The sequence below is a fragment of the Candidatus Poriferisodalis sp. genome (assembly GCF_965221945.1).
Taxonomy (GTDB): domain Bacteria; phylum Actinomycetota; class Acidimicrobiia; order Acidimicrobiales; family Poriferisodalaceae; genus Poriferisodalis.
This window is the reverse complement of the sequence record NZ_OZ244925.1, coordinates 197,998-212,989: the sequence shown is the minus strand read 5'-3', so window position 1 is coordinate 212,989 and position 14,992 is coordinate 197,998. Positions and strand designations below refer to the sequence as shown.

The window sequence follows — 14,992 nt, the reverse complement described above, 5'->3', positions numbered from 1 at the left end:
CAGCGTTCCGGTACTGCTGGGGGCCGGAGACCTGTCAATGTCGGCTCACCGGAATTTGGGCGGGCGCTTCTCGAGGAACGCAGCGACGGCCTCACGATGGTCGTCAGACGCGCGAGCCACGTTGAGCGCCTCCAGCTCCCGCCGCTGCACCGCATGCAGATCGGTGTCGGATCCGTTGTCGGAGAGCAGCTGCTTCGTCAACTGCAGCATGGTGGGCGGATTCTCCGCGTAGCTGCGCGCACGTGCGAGCGCCGCGTCAAACACATCTCCATCGGTGACTTCGTCGACAAGGCCCATCTCGGCAGCCTCGGCTCCGGTGACAATCCGACCGGACAAAGCGAGATCTGACGCCGCGCCCCAGCCGCAGCGCTGAATGAGGATGTGCGACGACGCCAGCTCAGGCGTGACGCCCATCTTCACGAACCGGCACGACAGCTTTGCCTCGCTGTGAGCAACCAGGAAATCCATCGACAGGACCATGGTGAGGCCGATACCGATTGAGGCGCCGTTGATGGCCGCCACCATGGGCTTGGATGCGCGCACCAGCTGGACCCAGTCGTCGGCAGCGGCATCACCTTCGGCAGCTGCTTCACCCACGCTGCTGCCGGCTTCGTCGGCGGCATCGATCCGGGCGGCAAAGACCTCAGCGATGTCCGCGCCGGCACAGAAGCCGCGACCTGCTCCCGTGACGACGAACGCGCCGACAGACGGGTCGTCGTTGCCGGCCTGCACGGCGTGGGTCAGCTCGGCATGCATGCGCGGTGTCCACGCGTTCAGCTTCTCGGGCCGATTCAGCGTCAGCACCCGCACGTCGTCGCGGTCGGTGACGGTGATCTGCTCGTAATCCATCTCGATGCTCCCCGGTTCGCAAGGTCCGCCTACAGCATGGCGCGAACGAACCGGGCGTGGCTCACGCAGCCAGCCGAGCTTGATGCGGGCTGGCTCACGCAGCCAGCCCGTGCCTCCGCTGATGCTCGAGTTGGCCTTCGGGGCAGTCGTCGCGGTAGGGGCACCAACTACACAGCGGGCCCGGAGTGGGTTCGAAGCGGCCGGAGGCTGTGGCCTCGGCGATCCGATCCCAGGTGCTGCTGTGCTCGTTGACGGCCGCTGAGACTGCATCCGGATCAAATGGACGAGCGATCTCGGTGGGCTTCCGGTCGTCGCGGCCCGAGCCTGTCTCACCCAGGTAGAGAAGCCGCACCTCACTGACGTCGTTGCCCACTGTCTCAAGCGCAGCTGCATACAGCCAGACCTGCGACAGCCGGCTGTCGACGAAGCGCTGCCCGGGCGGACGGCCCGTCTTGTAGTCGGTGACGCGCACCCCATCGGGCACCCGGTCCACGAGATCCACGATGCCCCGGAAGGGCACCCCTTCCAGCGACGTCTGGACGTCGCGCTCGCGATCCACCACGTCGACCTGTGTGGGATCGACCAGCTGGAAGTAGCCCTCGATATCGCGCCACGCATTCCACCGAAAAGCGCGTTCGTTCTCCGCCGGCAGTTCCAGCGCCGCAAAGTCGGGGTCGTCTGCCAACTGTGGCCACAGGTCCCGGCAGATGGCACGCGCGCGTTCGAGCGTGCGCTGCAAGGGTGCGGCCGCGAGCAACTCCTCAAGCACGTGATGCACGAAGGTGCCGCGCAGCGCTGGCTCGCCGGGCGGGTCCGGCAGCTTGTCGATGTAGCGGAGCTTCCAGCGCCTCGCGCACTGCCGAAACGTCGACGCGCCTGAAGGGCTCAAGCTGTGGGGAGCCTCGACGTCACGGGCAACATCGGCAGTGACGCTGCCTGCGTGGGGTTCCACATTCACAGCGTGGCCCATCTGATCATTGCGAGCGTGGATGGTTTCTCAGCGTCGACGCCAGCGTCGCCACAGCCACCATGCGACAACCGCTGTGATCAGCCATCCAACTGCAACAGCGCCTCCGAAGGCCGCAAGCAGGCGGCGGTCGACGGGCTCGGCGTGCCGCGGCAGGAGGTGCGACGCAGGGGCGGGAGCCGGATCAGCATCGGAATCGGTGTCAAGGGGGTGCGCAGACGCAGCCGGCGGCATCTCTTGAGCCTCATCGGGCAGTGCGTCGCCTGGAAGCGCGGCCGACCCGTCAATGCTCGGCCGCGGTCGGTTCGGGTCATAGTTGGCCATGGTGAAGCCTCACGCCTGAGCGTACCGTTGGCCCCTCAGCCCAACCGGCGCTGGAGGTCTGCCCACAATTCGTCAAATGCCTGCACCGCCTCGGGCGCGCCGGGCCGGCGTCCGAGCGCCCGCAGCGGTCGTGATTGCCCCGAGGCCTCGGCAATGGCGGCTCGCTGCGGGATCGGTGGCATGAGCTCGGTGACGAAGCGCTCGGCAAGCTGCTGAGCCCAGTACGCGTTGTCGCGTGTGCGCCCCACTCGGTTCAACACGACGCCGGCGACCGTCGGAGTGCCCTGACGCTGGGCAACCCGATTGATCGTGGACCGCATCAGGTCGACGCCATCGGCCGCCCAGGCTGCCGGTTCGGTCACGACGAGAGCCCGATCGGCTGCGAACAGCCCATTGATGCACAGCAGTCCCAGCGACGGGGGGCAGTCGATGAGCACGAGATCATGGTTCACGCCAGCCAGGGCAATCCGCAGACGATCCTGAGCACCGACAAGGTCGGCGGCCATCTGAGGCTCGCGGCTTGCCAGCGCGTAGCTGCCAGGCACCAGCTGCGGGCACGGCCCATCGGGCGGCCAACTACTGCTCACGACTGTCGCCAGAGCCGCACCGGGCGTCGCGTCCGCCAGCACGCCGTCGATGTTCGGGGAGGCATTCCACACACCGAGGCCGGCAGATGCGTTGGACTGAGGATCCAGATCGACGACGAGCACGCTGTGGCCCGCAGCGCAAGCGGCTTCAGCGATGCCGAGTGCGACCGTTGTCTTGCCCACGCCGCCCTTTTGGTTGACCACAGCCAGCGTCACCATCGCTACTGCCTTACACCGGATTTGGGGCGCACTGTGTCATGGCGCTGCGGTTGCATCGTGTCACTTCGCTGCAGTTGCAGGCGGCCTGTTGAGGTCGATGCCACACAGCGCCGCAGCAGCCACCAACTCGCCCCGCAGCGCAGCGCCCCCAGCCCCACGTTCGACCGCTGCAGCGGCACCGAGCAACGCATCGCGGGCCGTCGGAGCATTGAGATCGTCATCGAGCACAGCCTGCACCTCAGCGAACAGGCCCGATGACCCGCCGGCTGAACCGGTGGCTGTTGCTGCCCCACCCGCCGCACCAACCAATGTGTCGAGGTCGCGCTGAGCAGTGAGGCCTTCCGAATCGAACCACTCCCATTCGGTTCGATAATGGTGCGCCATCAGCGCCAGCCTGATGGCCCTCGGGTCGATGCGGGCGCGCAGATCCGAGATGAACACGAGGTTGCCGAGCGATTTCGACATCTTGTGGCCCCGGTAGGAGACGAGGCCCGCGTGCACCCAGTAGCGGGAAAGCGGTGCGCTGTGAATCGCCTCGCTCTGGGCGATCTCGCACTCGTGGTGCGGGAAGACCAAGTCATCGCCTCCCCCATGAATATCGATGGTCTCGCCGAGCGCTGCGTGGCCCATCGCGGAGCACTCGATGTGCCAGCCGGGCCGCCCCGGACCGAACGGAGACGGCCACGAGGGCTCGCCATCTGCGCTGGCCTGCCACAGCACGAAATCAAGAGGGTTGCGCTGGCGGGGATCGTCGGGAGTGCCCCCACGCTCGGCCGCAAGCGCCGTCATGTGCTCGGCGCTATAGCCCGACAGCTTCCCGAAACCGGGAAAGGTTGCCACGTCAAAGAGGACTCGATCGGCCGAGACGTAGGCGTGACCGGCGTCAAGCAGCTTGGCGATCATGGTGATCATGGCGTCGATAGATCGAGTGGCCCGAGGCTCGTACGCAGCAGGCCGCGTCCCCAGCGCCGCCATGTCTGCTGCAAAGCGGTCGATCTCGCGCTCGGCCAGCGACAGGTAGTGCTCGCCCAGCTCGGACGCCTTGGGCAGGATGCTGTCGTCGACATCGGTGTAGTTGCGCACCAGCGTGACGGTGTGGCCCATGTCTTCGAGCCGGCGGATGATCAGGTCGTATGCCAGGTAGGTGGCGGCGTGTCCGAGGTGTGTGGCGTCATAGGGCGTGATGCCGCACACGTACATGCCGACGTGATCGCCGAGCTCCAGCTCGACGACCGTCTTCTGCGCGGTGTCGTACAGGCGCATTCCCACGTCGGTGTCGCGCTCCCGTCTCATTTCTGCGCCTGCGGCGCGGATTCGTCGCCGTGCTCGCACCCAGATTCAAGCGGGCTCGGATCGGCGACCACCATACGCGGCGTTGCCGCGGCCAACCCGTCTCGGTGAGTCCTGCGCCGTTCGACGTCGGTCCTCAGCCTCTCTGCGACGGCACTGGCTCCGGAGTTCCAAAGGCTGGTTCGACGATCACCTGCCCGGTACTGTCGGAGCGGGTGGACGAGCGTCGAGGTGACCGCGCGCTGCTCGAGCGAATTGCCCTGTACCGGAACCGCCGCGAGCTGCCGCCGATACAGCCAGTGCTGATCGACGAGCTTGCCGACTGGCTGAGAGCCCACGGCACCGACCCGCTCACCTATGTGAGCGATCTCTTCGAACGTCACCAGGTCGTGTTCGTGGGTCACCACACCCCGACGCGACGTGCCGGATTGTTCCTGCAAGACCTCGTTGCCGCTGCATACCGATCCGGCGTGGGCATCGTGGCAATCGAGTACGCATGCGTCGACGACCAAGCGCGGCTCGATGCGGTGGTCACTGGCACGACCTTCGACGAGCCACTCGCACGCGAGGCGTTACTGCGCTGGGGTATCCGGCACAACTTCGCCTACCGCGAGTACCTGGACGTGCTGAGCGCGGTCTGGGAAGTGAACCGCCGCTTCGTCGGCAGCGGTGCGCCGATGCGCGTGCTGGGGCTCGACTACGACTTGGACCTCGATGCCGTCACCGACACAGCAGACCTGCGCACGTCGTACGCATGGCCGCACCTGCGCAGTCGCGGCCCGGTGTCTGCCCACATGTGCGAGGTGCTGCTCGCAGAGGTGATCGAGCCGGGACATCGTGCACTCGTGCTGACACGCACAGCCCATGCGCTCACGCGAGCGCGACGGCTACCGCACCGGGTGTGGGATGCCATCGATGCCGAGGTCGTCGGCGGGTACGTGGTCGGCGCGGCGAACCGTCTGTACGAGGTGGTGGCTGACCGTGCGGTCACGGTGCTGATCCACGAGCCGCTCCCCGCCGATGGCGAGCTGTGCGACTACGCGCTGGTTGCCGACGGCGTACTCGACGCGACGTTCGCCATGAACGACGACCTCGCCGTGCCGCTTGCCTTCGACGTTGACCGGGGTCCGCCGGCACGGCTCGGGTGCACCACGAGTCTCGACCGCGAGCCGCTCGGCAGCCTTGCCACCGGCTGGATCTATCTCGAACGGGACTTCGAGCGTCGGGCGCCCACGCCGCTGCCCGAACCCGTGCCAGCGGTACACGTGGAGCACGCTCGGCGGTACGCCCTCGACCCGGTGCTGCGGGACCGCCAGTCGACCGCAGGCGACTTCGCTGCGGCGGTGTCCGAATCGGCCTCGGCGGCCGAGCTGGCCTGGACACAGGTGCTCTAGGGCAACCGTACTGTCAGGTTCCGGTCGGATTCCGGGCAGACTCATTGGCAGTGCCGCCCGATGCCCCCACCGACGACGAGCGGCCGCCTTCCGCGATCGCATCGCCCGAGGAGTACCTCGGCGACATTTGCGGTCGACACCAGGTCGTCCTGCTGGGCGACCAGATCGGGGTTCGCCAGCATCTGCGCTTCTTGGCGGGCACGCTCGGCGAGCTGGCCGACAACGGAGTCTCCAACCTCGCCTGGGAGTTCACCAATTCGCGCCGTCAGGCCGAACTCGATGCCCTGACCGAAGCGTCAGCTTGGGACGATCGCGCCTGCGTCGACCTCTTTGTCGACCTGCTCGGCGCTGGATTCGGCTACCAGGAGTACGCCGACGTGCTACACGCCGTCTGGAAACACAATCAAGCAGAACGCCGTCGAGACTCGGACCGGCGGCCCATCCGTGTGATCGCGCTCGGCCTGCCGACCTACGTGGAAGACCCGGATCTGCTTGACGGTCGCTCAGCCGCCGAGCTCGGGCTTCGCAATTGGTGGCTCGGCGGGCACTACCGCGACATGTCGGCGTTCCATGCCGCCAGCGTGCTCACCGCGGAGGTGCTGCGCCGGGGAGAGCGGGCGATCGTGTACATGAACATCGCCTCCACCACCACTGGCCTCGTCGAGTGGGCTGACGGCACACCCACAACCTCCGCGGGAAACCTCCTGTGGCGCTGGATGAGCGACGGCTGTCGGCGAGTCGTCTTCCACGGAGCAGTGGCCGACTCCACTGCGACGGAGCGCGTTGAGGAGCTGGTCTCTCGCTCTCCCGAGGGGCGTGGCAGCACCGACATCCGCTTCGGATTGGATCTCGTGGCCTCGTCGCTCGGCAGCGTCGCGATGACTGAGGTACGCGGCTCGGTCGACGGTGCCGAGACCTCGCTGCGGCTGCGCGATGTTGCTGATGGGTACGTGTATCTCGGACCTCGCGCCGACTGGGAGCCGTGCACGCTAATCGACGACCTGCTCACCGAGGTGAACTTTGCGAGCGCCGAGGCTCGCTACCGGGCACTCGATCCCCGGCCAGAGCCCTACAGCCGCGACGAGCTCGAAGAGTTGCGCCGCACCGGCCAGCAGGAGCTGTCTGATGCGTGGCCGCCGTTGCCAGAGCCTCCCGAAGAGCCGAAGCCCCGCTTTGCGCGCTTCTCGAAGCGCGACAGCAGCTCAGTCCGATTCCGCAAGAACGACGCGTAGCGGGCGCCGTGCTGCACCGCATTGACGAGATCCCGCTCAAGGCCGCCCAGGACACGGGCCGGTTGTTCGTGACGAACTTCTCCGCGGTCGGGCCGGACGCGCAGGCGGCGCTCGACCGCGTAGGTGCATCGGTTTTGGTGTGCATGCTGACAAGCCGCGAGATCGAGCTGCGCTATCCGGAGTACGGCGTGTGGCTTGAATCGCACAGCGACGAAACCGGCAACCCTCGTGCCCTATGGCTGCCGACGCCGGACGGCAGCGTGACGAGTGATGAGCCGGTCCTCAAGGTTGTGGCCTCCGTCGTCGCAGCAATGGAGCGCGGCGACAGCGTGCTCGTGCACTGCGGCGCAGGTATGGCCCGCACGGCGGTCATCGGCATTCTGACGATGGTCGCATTCGGCGCCGATCCGGCGACAGCCGCCTTCGACTTCCGGGCTGCCCGCCCCGGCGGCGGCCCCGACGGCCCGCCCCAAGAACACCAAATCGCCCGCCTCAGGGGCGCCGCCCGGCAATTGCAAGCGAGCAGCTGAGGCGGCTTCAGCGTGTGGCGGCGGCGGTGCCGTCGTGTTCTTCCCAGCGCCAGCCAGAACGGACCATGGTGCAGCGACGACGCGGACCGGGCGTGTCGAGGTCGCCGTCGGGAAAGGCAACGTCGCCGACATAGACCGCGACATGGCCCGGGTCGGACTCGGGTGACTGGATGATCTCGGTGTGGAAGCAGGTATGTCCGCTCACGGAGGCCAGAACGTCTGCGGTGCGGCTGAAGCCCGACAGCCACGTCAAGGTCACAAACGTGGGCGTGACGAACTCGATCTCTCCCCCTGCCCTGCGGGCGAGCGCAGCAGCAGGCGAGACCCAAGCGTGGTCGAGGATCTCGCTGCCGTCGACGGTCACGGCGTCCAGTTCGGCGGGGGCCGCGCAGATGAAGAACTGGGTCGAGAAGCGCTTGGGCCGGATTGGCGGCGGCAGCCAGTGGGCCAAATGCACCAAACCGGCACTTGAGAGGTCGATGCCTGCCTCCTCGTGCGCCTCTCGGATCGCCGCCGTGCAAAAGCCGCGGGCGTCGCCGTTGTGAAGTCCTGCTGCACCATCCACCGTGCGGGGATCGCAGGGACTCACGATGTCGCCGGGACTTTCCCTGTCGGGCGGATCGACCCGGCCCCCGGGAAACACCCACATGCCGCCGAAGAAACCGCGTGAGTTTCGGCGCAGCATGAGCACTTCGATGTGCGCGCCGACGTCGCTCGCCGCAAGGTCGAAGCCGTGCCCGGGCGCCGCAGCCGGCTCAGCGTCTCGCAAGACGACCACCGTTGCCGCGTCGATCGGTGGCGACATTGCTGATGCACTTGGAGTGCTGCTCATGTCGTGTCCCGGGTGCGCAACTCGAGCCGGTCCGAGCCCGCATCCATGCCAGGCAGCGGGCGCGCCACAGCACTTCCGGCCGCCGCCATCAGCTCCACGATCATCTCCTCCACCTCGGTCCAGTCGTGGGCACGTGGGCCGTCAACGTGAGCGTTGTACGGCTGGTCGAATGCGATGACATGACCGCCGGCAGCTCGGATGGCCTCGATGTTGTGCGGCGCATCCTCGATGTGAGCGTCGGCGTTCACCACCGACTTGTCGGCGAGGAAGCAGATATCCCGGTAGGGAATGCGCTGCCGGTCAAGCCATTCCACCGTGTCGCTCACGGTGACCCGGTGGCCCCAGCTGGTGTATAGCCGGTGCGTCACGATTCGGATCCAGACCCCGGCATCGGACAGCCGCCACAGCGCCTCCGAGCATCCTGCCATTGGCTCGATGTCGCGAAACATGCGGTACTCGAGGACCGCCACCTTGTGCAGCTCTTCGAAGTCGCCCTCACTGAAGCCCCACTCGGAGAAGCTCCAGCTGCGCACCAGTGGCAAGGTGTCTTCACTGACGTTCCGCTCTCGCGCGACAACTCGCCGGAACGCCTCGGTGTGCTGCGCGCACACCCCGTCGAGGTCGACTGCCAGCACGAATTCAGGCATTCACGCAACCTAACAACACGGCCCCCCCCAGACACCGGCGATATCGCCCAACTGCAGCGAACGCCGAATGACCGCCGTTGTCTCAAACTGCGGCGACGATCGCCGCAGGTGCGAAGCTGTGGCCGATGCAACCCAATTCCCATGAGCGCCGTGTTCACGACCTCGGCGGCGCCCCCGGATACGGACCGGTGCCCCACGATCTGCACGAGCCGCCGTTTCACGCCGACTGGGAACGGCGCGTCTTCGGTCTGCTCGGCACCGTGACTGCCTCCACGGCTCGCCGGCCCGGGGAGTTCCGTTACGTACTGGAACGTCTGGGGCCCGATGACTACTTCAGCCACGGCTACTACGGACGCTGGCTCGCGGGCTTCGAGGTGCTGCTCGCTGAGTACGGCGTGATCAGTCCTGATGAGATGGCGAGCCGGGTGGCCGAACGCACCGATCTGCCCGCTGCAGAGGCCACTGCGTCATCCCCGGTCCAGCGCGTGGCCCTGGTCGCCGCTCTGGACCCGGATCTGCTGCCAGCGGATCGGCTCACGCCGGCACCGGAACGCCGCACGGTTCGGCGCGAACTTGACGATGCTCCCCGTTTCAGCGTCGGAGATCGGGTGGTGGCACCGGCACCGGCACCGGCACCGGCACAAATTGGCCATACTCGGCTGCCGGGGTACGTCGTGGGCAAGCGGGGCACGGTTGTCAAGCTGCATCCCGCCGAGGTGCTGCCCGACAGCACGGCGCATGACATGGGCGAACGGCCCCAGCACGTGTACTGCGTGGGCTACGACTCCCAAACGCTCTGGGGCGAAGACGCTGAGCAGGACGCCACCATTCACGTCGACCTCTACGAGTGCTATTTCACGGCAGCAGACGACGACTGAGGCGCGGCGACGGGGGAACAAATGCACGACGAACACGGCCACGGCCACGATCACGGCCACGATCATCACGACGCCTCATCGCCGGAGATCCGCGTCGAGGCGCTCGAAGACCTGTTGGTCGAGAAGGGTCTGGCCGATCGGGAGAGGATCGACGCGACGATCCGACGATTCGAGCACGACATCGGCCCGATGATCGGCGCCGATCTGGTGGCCCGCGCCTGGGCCGACCCGGCACTGCGCAAGCGCCTGCTCGACGACGCCGACGCAGTCGTGGCCGAGATGGGTATGCGCGGTCCCGAGATCGAACACATCGAGGTGAAGGCCAACGAGCCCGGAGTGCACAATGTTGTGGTCTGCACGCTGTGCTCGTGCTACCCGTGGGCGCTGCTGGGGCTGCCGCCGAACTGGTACAAGAGCCCCGAGTACCGGGCCCGCGTGGTGCGCGAACCGCGGGCGGTTCTTGCCGAAATGGGCCTGGAACTTGAGCCCGAGACGAAGGTGCGCATCTGGGATTCCAGCTCAGAGACCCGGTTCTTGGTGCTGCCCGAGCGGCCATCGGGCACTGACGGCTGGCTGGTCGAGCGCTTGGCGGACCTGGTGACACGGGACTCGATGATCGGTGTGGCTCGAGCTACCGATCCCGACCCTCAGTGACGCTTCGCTCATGACTATCGAGCTGCTGGAAGGCACCGATGCCGCGCCGCCGCGTGACAACGGCGAACTGGTCTTCTCCGAGCCCTGGCAAGCCCGGGCATTCGGTCTCGCGGCCGACCTCGTCGACGGTGGTCATTTCACGTGGGATGAGTTCCGGGAGCACCTCATCGAGACCATCGCCACATGGGAGGCGAGCTCTCACAGCGACGAGACACCCGAGGCCTGGAACTACTACCGCTGCTGGCTGATTGCACTCGAACATGCAGTAGCCGACCACGGGCTGTTGGCCGCTCGGGCGCTCGCCAACCGCGCCGAGCGGTACGCGGCCCGGCCGCCCGGTCACGACCACTGATCCCCACAGCACGCGCGCCTGCGGCGCGGGTGTCAGACTGGACCCATGAGCACCCTCACCTTCCATGATCCGCGGGGCGAGGCCAAGACTGCGCCCGAGCCGTACAGCTTGAGCACACGGCTCGATCAGCCGATCACCATCGGCCTGGTCGCCAATGGCTTCCCTGACAGCGTCCGCTTCCTCGACCATGTTGAGAAGGCGCTTGCCGAGCGGCTTCCGGCTGCGTCGTTCTACCGCTACGACAAGGGCGACGCCTCGTCGGTTGTCGGCGAAGGAATGCTCGCCGACATCCGCTCCGAATGCGGTGCGATGATCGCGGCGTACGGCCATTGAGGCAGTTGCACTTCTGGCACCGTGCGTGACAGCATCTCCGTCGCCCGGCAGGGCATTCCCGCCATCGCACTCGTCACCGATGCTTTCTGGCCCCAAGGCGACTTCGTGGCCGCCGCCACCGGCATGCCGGCTGTTCCCCGCATCCGGCTGCCGCATCCGGTCGCCGGCAGCGGCGAGGACAACATGGCTCGGGTGGCAGCCGACATCGCGCCACAGATCGTGGCGATCCTGAGCGGCGCCGTCACGAACTGATCAGGCCGTGACGCTCTTGGAGGCCCGGAGCGAGGCCGACGCACTCGAAGAACTGCACGCGCTCGGGCTCACTGACGGTCTGCCGGTCGTCATCCCGACTCCTGAACGAGTGGCCGCGATGGTGCTCGCGACTGGGCTCGATACCGACGTTGAGTTGGGTGTCATGGGTCCCGCGCACGGCGTGGCGAGCGTTGAGAAGGTGGCCACGGCGGCCGTCATGGCGGGCTGCTTGACCGACCACGTGCCGGTTGTCGTCGCCGCAGTGCGAGCCGTGTGCAAACCCGAGTTCGACCTGACCGAGATGCAGAGCACCACCCACTGCACCGCGCCGCTCATCGTGGTGTGCGGGCCCGCTCGGCACCAATGCGGAGAGGTTGCCTCGGGTTTCGGGGCGCTGGGTCCGGGTCACCGGGCCAATGCCTCCATCGGTCGGGCGCTGAGACTGGCGATGATGAATATCGGCGGCGCTCGCCCCGGCGTCTCCGACATGGCACTGCACGGCCATCCGGGCAAGTTCACCTACTGCATTGCAGAGGACACCGAGAATAGTCCGTTCGCGCCACTGCATACGTCGTTCGGCTACGAACCCGACCAGAGCGCCGTGATCGTGACAGGCGCCGAGGCGCCCCACTCGACGTTCTTCACCGGCGACGCCGACGATCCCGAGTCGGCCAACCGCCTGCTGAACGTGATCGCCACCGTGATGGCGAATCCAGGCAGCAACAACGCACACCTTCGCCACGGCTCGCTCGTGGTGATCATGAATCCGGACCACACGGCCGTGCTGGCCCAGGCAGGATTGAGCCGTGAGGACGTCCAGGCCGAACTCGCTGCTCGGGCCGCCAACTCGACGTCCATGCTCGTCCGCATGGGGTCCGTGTTCCATCTTGGGAACGACTCGCCGCCCGACGAGATGGTGCCGATTCTCAAGGACCCGAGTCGGATCGTGGTGTTCCAAGCGGGCGGCAAGGGCCTGTACACGATGGTGATGCCCTCGTGGTGCGCCGGCCCGCACCAGAACCCGGTGGTCCACACCGAGATCGAACTCGACCAGGCCTGCGAGGTGCCCGGCATCGCCGACGCTCTCGGCGTCGGCGCATCGGACACTTCAACTAAAGGACAAGGAGCTGCCTGATGAGCAATGCTCCACGCCCGCACGGCGGCTTGTGGTTCGAAGAACTGACACCGGGGCTGGTGATCCACCATCGGCTGCGGCGGTCCATCACCGAAGCCGACAACGTCATGTTCACGACCATGACGATGAACCCGGCAGCCCTGCACCTCGACTTCGAGTACGCCCGCACGGAGACCCAGTTCGGCAAGCCGCTCGTGAACTCGATGTTCACTGCCGCAGTCGTCGTCGGCATTTCGGTGCACGAGACCACGCACGGCACCACCGTCGCCAACCTGGGCTTCGAACGCATGGACTTCCCCGCACCGGTGTTCCACGGCGACACGCTGCGTGTCGAGAGCGAGGTCGTGTCAGCTCGGGGTTCGAAGAGCAAGCCCGATCAGGGCATCGTGCTGTTCGAGCACCGCGCCTACAACCAGGACGACACCCTCGTCGCCATCATGCGGCGCAATGCCCTCATGTGGCGCAAGCCTGCCGAGGGGACAGACGCCTGAGAGCGCTGGTTCGTCGTTCCGATTGACCCGAGGCATGTTGCTGTCGCCGGTGCATCCTTGAGCTACATGGATCCCGAGGCACCGCCTGACGCAAACGCGTTGCTGCACACAGCACGGCAGCTCGCGGACGACGTACTTCTGGGTCGCTCGCTCGATGTGGACGCAGCCGGAACGGTGCCCGAAGACAATCTGGACTTGCTGCGCGACGCCGGTTTCTACGGCTTGTGGACCCCACGCGAGGTCGGTGGCTGCGGCTTCGATGAACTCGAACGGCTCGCGATTCTCGAGGCTCTCGCTGGTGGCTGCCTCACCACGGCATTCGTCTGGGCGCAGCACGGCGGCGGGTCGGCGGCCGCTGCGCGTATGTCTGCGGGTTCGCCGCTACACGATCACTGGGCCCGTGCCCTTGCTACCGGCAAGTCCCGCAGCGGCGTGGCGTTCGCGCATGTGCTGCGGCCTGAGCCTTGCCTGTTCGCGGAACGTTCCGGCGACGGCTGGTCACTGCGTGGCGTGGCGCCCTTCGTGACCGGGTGGGGCCACATCGACGCCGTGCTGACCGCTGCCCACACCGCGGACCGTCTGGTTTGGATGCTGATCCCGGCGACCGAGGCGCCCACGTTGCAGTCGCGCCGTCTGAGTCTGGCCGCGGTGGACTCGTCGGTCACCGTGGAGCTGCATTGCGACGGCCACATCGTCGGCGACGACTCTGTCGTCGAGGTGATTGGTTACGACGAGTGGCTGGCTGGCTACCGCCTGGGACTGCGAACCAACGGGGCGCTCATGCTGGGGGTTGCCTCGCGAGCCTTGGCATTGCTAGGTCCATCACCGCTTGACGCGGAACTCGACACGGCCCGCCGGGCCCTGCACGCCGCCGAGGTGGACGACATGCCAGAACGCCGTGCACAGGTCGGTTACGTGGGCATCCGCGCGACGAGCGCGCTCGTGTCATCGGTCGGTGGGCGTGCCATCACGCTCGGCCATCACGCGCAACGCCTCGCCCGCGAGGCCTTGTTCCTGCTCGTCCAAGGCCAGACCGCCGAGATCCGTGCCGGGCACCTGCGCCGCCTCGGCGCTGCAGACGGCTAGAGAACGCTGGCTAGGGCAGGCCAGCTCCGGGAATGTCGACCCGCACGGTCTCGATGCGACCCCGCGGGGGTTGATCTGCGGGTGGCCGCGATGTCGGTGCGGTGACCATGTAGAGGGTGTGTCGATCGTCGTCGCCGAGCATGCAGGCGAAGCAGTTCAGCTCTAGCTCAATGACGTCGGTGACCTCGCCGCCGTCCACCACCCGGAAGCAGCTCGCATTCAGGGGATCTGCCACCCAGATGCCCCCGGCCTCGTCCAAGCAGATGCCGTCGGGCACCCGTTCGCCGAGCTCGGCGAATGTGCGCCGGCCGCTGAGCGAGCCATCGGGCTCGATGTCGAATGCGGTCATGCGGCGGCCGTAGCTCTCGGCAACCACCATGTGTCGCCCCGTGGGATCGATGACCGTGCCGTTGGGGAAGTCGAAGCCATCTGGTCCTGGCCGCGCCGTCCCGTCAGGGGCCACGATGGCCAAGGTGGCCTGCGCAAAAGTCTCCCCCGCGCTGTCGTCAAAGCCGAAGTTGCCGACATACGCGGTGCCGTCGGCAGCTACCACCATGTCGTTGCAGGGCCCGCCGGCGATGTGCGACAGGTCGGCATGAAGCGACTCATTGCCACCGGCGTCGAGTCGCCGGAGCTGCCGGTCGAGCATCGACACGAACAGCAGGTCCCCGTTCGGCAGCCAGCCCAGTCCCGATGGCTGGGTCGGCACGCTGTGCACCAACTCCTCGTGGCCGTCGGGCGTCACGGTGAAGATGCCGTGGCGGTAGAAGTCGCTGTACCACAGCTTGCGGTCTCGCCAGCGGGGGCCTTCACCGAACCTGAGTCCGGTCACCACTACGTCGGTCGTCGTCATGCGTGCCGACGCTAGTGCCGGACCTCGCGCCGGACTCTGGTAGATCGGCGGTCCTACGTGCGCGGCGAGGCGTTCACAAACCCGGAC

18 protein-coding genes are annotated in these 14,992 nt (G+C 67.0%); 10 read left to right on the top strand and 8 right to left on the bottom strand.

Translation table 11 applies throughout. The features are described 5' to 3' along the window. Positions 1-45 precede the first annotated feature (45 nt). The 5 genes from ACOQPH_RS00985 to cysS form a co-directional block, all read right to left on the bottom strand. Complete coding sequence (locus tag ACOQPH_RS00985) at positions 46-849, bottom strand: enoyl-CoA hydratase/isomerase family protein (RefSeq protein ID WP_420622904.1); 804 nt, start codon at positions 847-849, stop codon at positions 46-48. Positions 850-943: 94 nt separating this feature from the next. After that, positions 944-1,801, bottom strand: coding sequence for a RecB family exonuclease (locus tag ACOQPH_RS00980; RefSeq protein ID WP_420622903.1), 858 nt, complete (start codon positions 1,799-1,801; stop codon positions 944-946). 45 nt (positions 1,802-1,846) lie between these two features. Further along, positions 1,847-2,140, bottom strand: coding sequence for a hypothetical protein (locus tag ACOQPH_RS00975; RefSeq protein WP_420622902.1), 294 nt, complete (start codon positions 2,138-2,140; stop codon positions 1,847-1,849). Positions 2,141-2,175: 35 nt separating this feature from the next. Then, positions 2,176-2,946 (bottom strand): ParA family protein, encoded by a 771-nt coding sequence (locus ACOQPH_RS00970; protein WP_420622901.1) that lies wholly within the window; start codon positions 2,944-2,946, stop codon positions 2,176-2,178. Between the two features lie 60 nt (positions 2,947-3,006). Next, positions 3,007-4,239 carry a cysteine--tRNA ligase gene (gene cysS / locus ACOQPH_RS00965; RefSeq protein WP_420622900.1) on the bottom strand — a complete coding sequence of 411 codons (1,233 nt, stop codon included), beginning with the start codon at positions 4,237-4,239 and terminating at the stop codon, positions 3,007-3,009. 212 nt (positions 4,240-4,451) lie between these two features. On the opposite strand from cysS, the gene ACOQPH_RS00960 reads away from it, so the two are divergent. The 3 genes from ACOQPH_RS00960 to ACOQPH_RS00950 are packed head-to-tail and all read left to right on the top strand — an operon-like array spanning position 4,452 to position 7,392. Next, on the top strand, positions 4,452-5,630 hold the full coding sequence (locus ACOQPH_RS00960; RefSeq protein ID WP_420622899.1) for a hypothetical protein: 1,179 nt from the start codon (positions 4,452-4,454) through the stop codon (positions 5,628-5,630). 50 nt (positions 5,631-5,680) lie between these two features. Next, the gene (locus ACOQPH_RS00955; RefSeq protein WP_420622898.1) at positions 5,681-6,862 is read left to right on the top strand and encodes a hypothetical protein; all 1,182 of its coding nucleotides are present in this window, start codon (positions 5,681-5,683) and stop codon (positions 6,860-6,862) included. A gap of 8 nt (positions 6,863-6,870) precedes the next feature. Then, entirely contained in the window at positions 6,871-7,392 is a 522-nt protein-coding gene (locus ACOQPH_RS00950) for a protein-tyrosine phosphatase family protein (RefSeq protein ID WP_420622897.1), read from the top strand. 7 nt (positions 7,393-7,399) lie between these two features. Here the strand turns inward: ACOQPH_RS00950 and ACOQPH_RS00945 are convergent, their stop codons facing one another. Next, positions 7,400-8,197, bottom strand: a complete 798-nt coding sequence (locus ACOQPH_RS00945; RefSeq protein WP_420622896.1) for an NUDIX hydrolase — start codon at positions 8,195-8,197, stop codon at positions 7,400-7,402. A 23-nt stretch (positions 8,198-8,220) separates the two neighbouring features. After that, on the bottom strand, positions 8,221-8,871 hold the full coding sequence (locus ACOQPH_RS00940; protein ID WP_420622895.1) for a 5' nucleotidase, NT5C type: 651 nt from the start codon (positions 8,869-8,871) through the stop codon (positions 8,221-8,223). 125 nt (positions 8,872-8,996) lie between these two features. Here ACOQPH_RS00940 and nthB point away from each other — a divergent pair, with 125 nt between their 5' ends. The 7 genes from nthB (at position 8,997) to ACOQPH_RS00905 (ending at position 14,052) form a co-directional block, all read left to right on the top strand. Further along, positions 8,997-9,749, top strand: coding sequence for a nitrile hydratase subunit beta (gene nthB, locus ACOQPH_RS00935; protein WP_420622894.1), 753 nt, complete (start codon positions 8,997-8,999; stop codon positions 9,747-9,749). A 21-nt stretch (positions 9,750-9,770) separates the two neighbouring features. Then, complete coding sequence (gene nthA / locus ACOQPH_RS00930) at positions 9,771-10,403, top strand: nitrile hydratase subunit alpha (protein ID WP_420622893.1); 633 nt, start codon at positions 9,771-9,773, stop codon at positions 10,401-10,403. Positions 10,404-10,413: 10 nt separating this feature from the next. Continuing rightward, positions 10,414-10,755 carry a nitrile hydratase accessory protein gene (locus ACOQPH_RS00925; RefSeq protein ID WP_420622892.1) on the top strand — a complete coding sequence of 114 codons (342 nt, stop codon included), beginning with the start codon at positions 10,414-10,416 and terminating at the stop codon, positions 10,753-10,755. Positions 10,756-10,800: 45 nt separating this feature from the next. Beyond that, the gene (locus ACOQPH_RS00920; protein WP_420622891.1) at positions 10,801-11,340 is read left to right on the top strand and encodes a UGSC family (seleno)protein; all 540 of its coding nucleotides are present in this window, start codon (positions 10,801-10,803) and stop codon (positions 11,338-11,340) included. 7 nt (positions 11,341-11,347) lie between these two features. Further along, positions 11,348-12,475 carry a hypothetical protein gene (locus ACOQPH_RS00915; RefSeq protein ID WP_420622890.1) on the top strand — a complete coding sequence of 376 codons (1,128 nt, stop codon included), beginning with the start codon at positions 11,348-11,350 and terminating at the stop codon, positions 12,473-12,475. Continuing rightward, a complete protein-coding gene (locus ACOQPH_RS00910; protein ID WP_420622889.1) occupies positions 12,475-12,966 on the top strand; it encodes a MaoC family dehydratase in 492 nt (163 codons plus the stop codon). Before ACOQPH_RS00915 ends, ACOQPH_RS00910 begins: the two co-directional genes overlap by 1 nt. A gap of 66 nt (positions 12,967-13,032) precedes the next feature. Next, entirely contained in the window at positions 13,033-14,052 is a 1,020-nt protein-coding gene (locus ACOQPH_RS00905) for an acyl-CoA dehydrogenase family protein (protein WP_420622888.1), read from the top strand. A gap of 10 nt (positions 14,053-14,062) precedes the next feature. Here the strand turns inward: ACOQPH_RS00905 and ACOQPH_RS00900 are convergent, their stop codons facing one another. Next, positions 14,063-14,905, bottom strand: a complete 843-nt coding sequence (locus ACOQPH_RS00900) for an SMP-30/gluconolactonase/LRE family protein (protein ID WP_420622887.1) — start codon at positions 14,903-14,905, stop codon at positions 14,063-14,065. Positions 14,906-14,992 lie beyond the last annotated feature (87 nt).

Excerpts from the sequence above, each read along its gene's own strand:
- ACOQPH_RS00985 (WP_420622904.1), bottom strand. The coding sequence starts at position 849 with ATGGATTACGAGCAGATCACCGTCACCGACCGCGACGACGTGCGGGTG.
- ACOQPH_RS00975 (WP_420622902.1), bottom strand. The coding sequence starts at position 2,140 with ATGGCCAACTATGACCCGAACCGACCGCGGCCGAGCATTGACGGGTCG.
- ACOQPH_RS00970 (WP_420622901.1), bottom strand. The coding sequence starts at position 2,946 with ATGGTGACGCTGGCTGTGGTCAACCAAAAGGGCGGCGTGGGCAAGACA.
- cysS (WP_420622900.1), bottom strand. The coding sequence starts at position 4,239 with ATGAGACGGGAGCGCGACACCGACGTGGGAATGCGCCTGTACGACACC.
- ACOQPH_RS00945 (WP_420622896.1), bottom strand. The coding sequence starts at position 8,197 with ATGTCGCCACCGATCGACGCGGCAACGGTGGTCGTCTTGCGAGACGCT.
- ACOQPH_RS00940 (WP_420622895.1), bottom strand. The coding sequence starts at position 8,871 with ATGCCTGAATTCGTGCTGGCAGTCGACCTCGACGGGGTGTGCGCGCAG.
- nthB (WP_420622894.1), top strand. The coding sequence starts at position 8,997 with ATGCAACCCAATTCCCATGAGCGCCGTGTTCACGACCTCGGCGGCGCC.
- nthA (WP_420622893.1), top strand. The coding sequence starts at position 9,771 with ATGCACGACGAACACGGCCACGGCCACGATCACGGCCACGATCATCAC.
- ACOQPH_RS00925 (WP_420622892.1), top strand. The coding sequence starts at position 10,414 with ATGACTATCGAGCTGCTGGAAGGCACCGATGCCGCGCCGCCGCGTGAC.
- ACOQPH_RS00910 (WP_420622889.1), top strand. The coding sequence starts at position 12,475 with ATGAGCAATGCTCCACGCCCGCACGGCGGCTTGTGGTTCGAAGAACTG.
- ACOQPH_RS00905 (WP_420622888.1), top strand. The coding sequence starts at position 13,033 with ATGGATCCCGAGGCACCGCCTGACGCAAACGCGTTGCTGCACACAGCA.
- ACOQPH_RS00900 (WP_420622887.1), bottom strand. The coding sequence starts at position 14,905 with ATGACGACGACCGACGTAGTGGTGACCGGACTCAGGTTCGGTGAAGGC.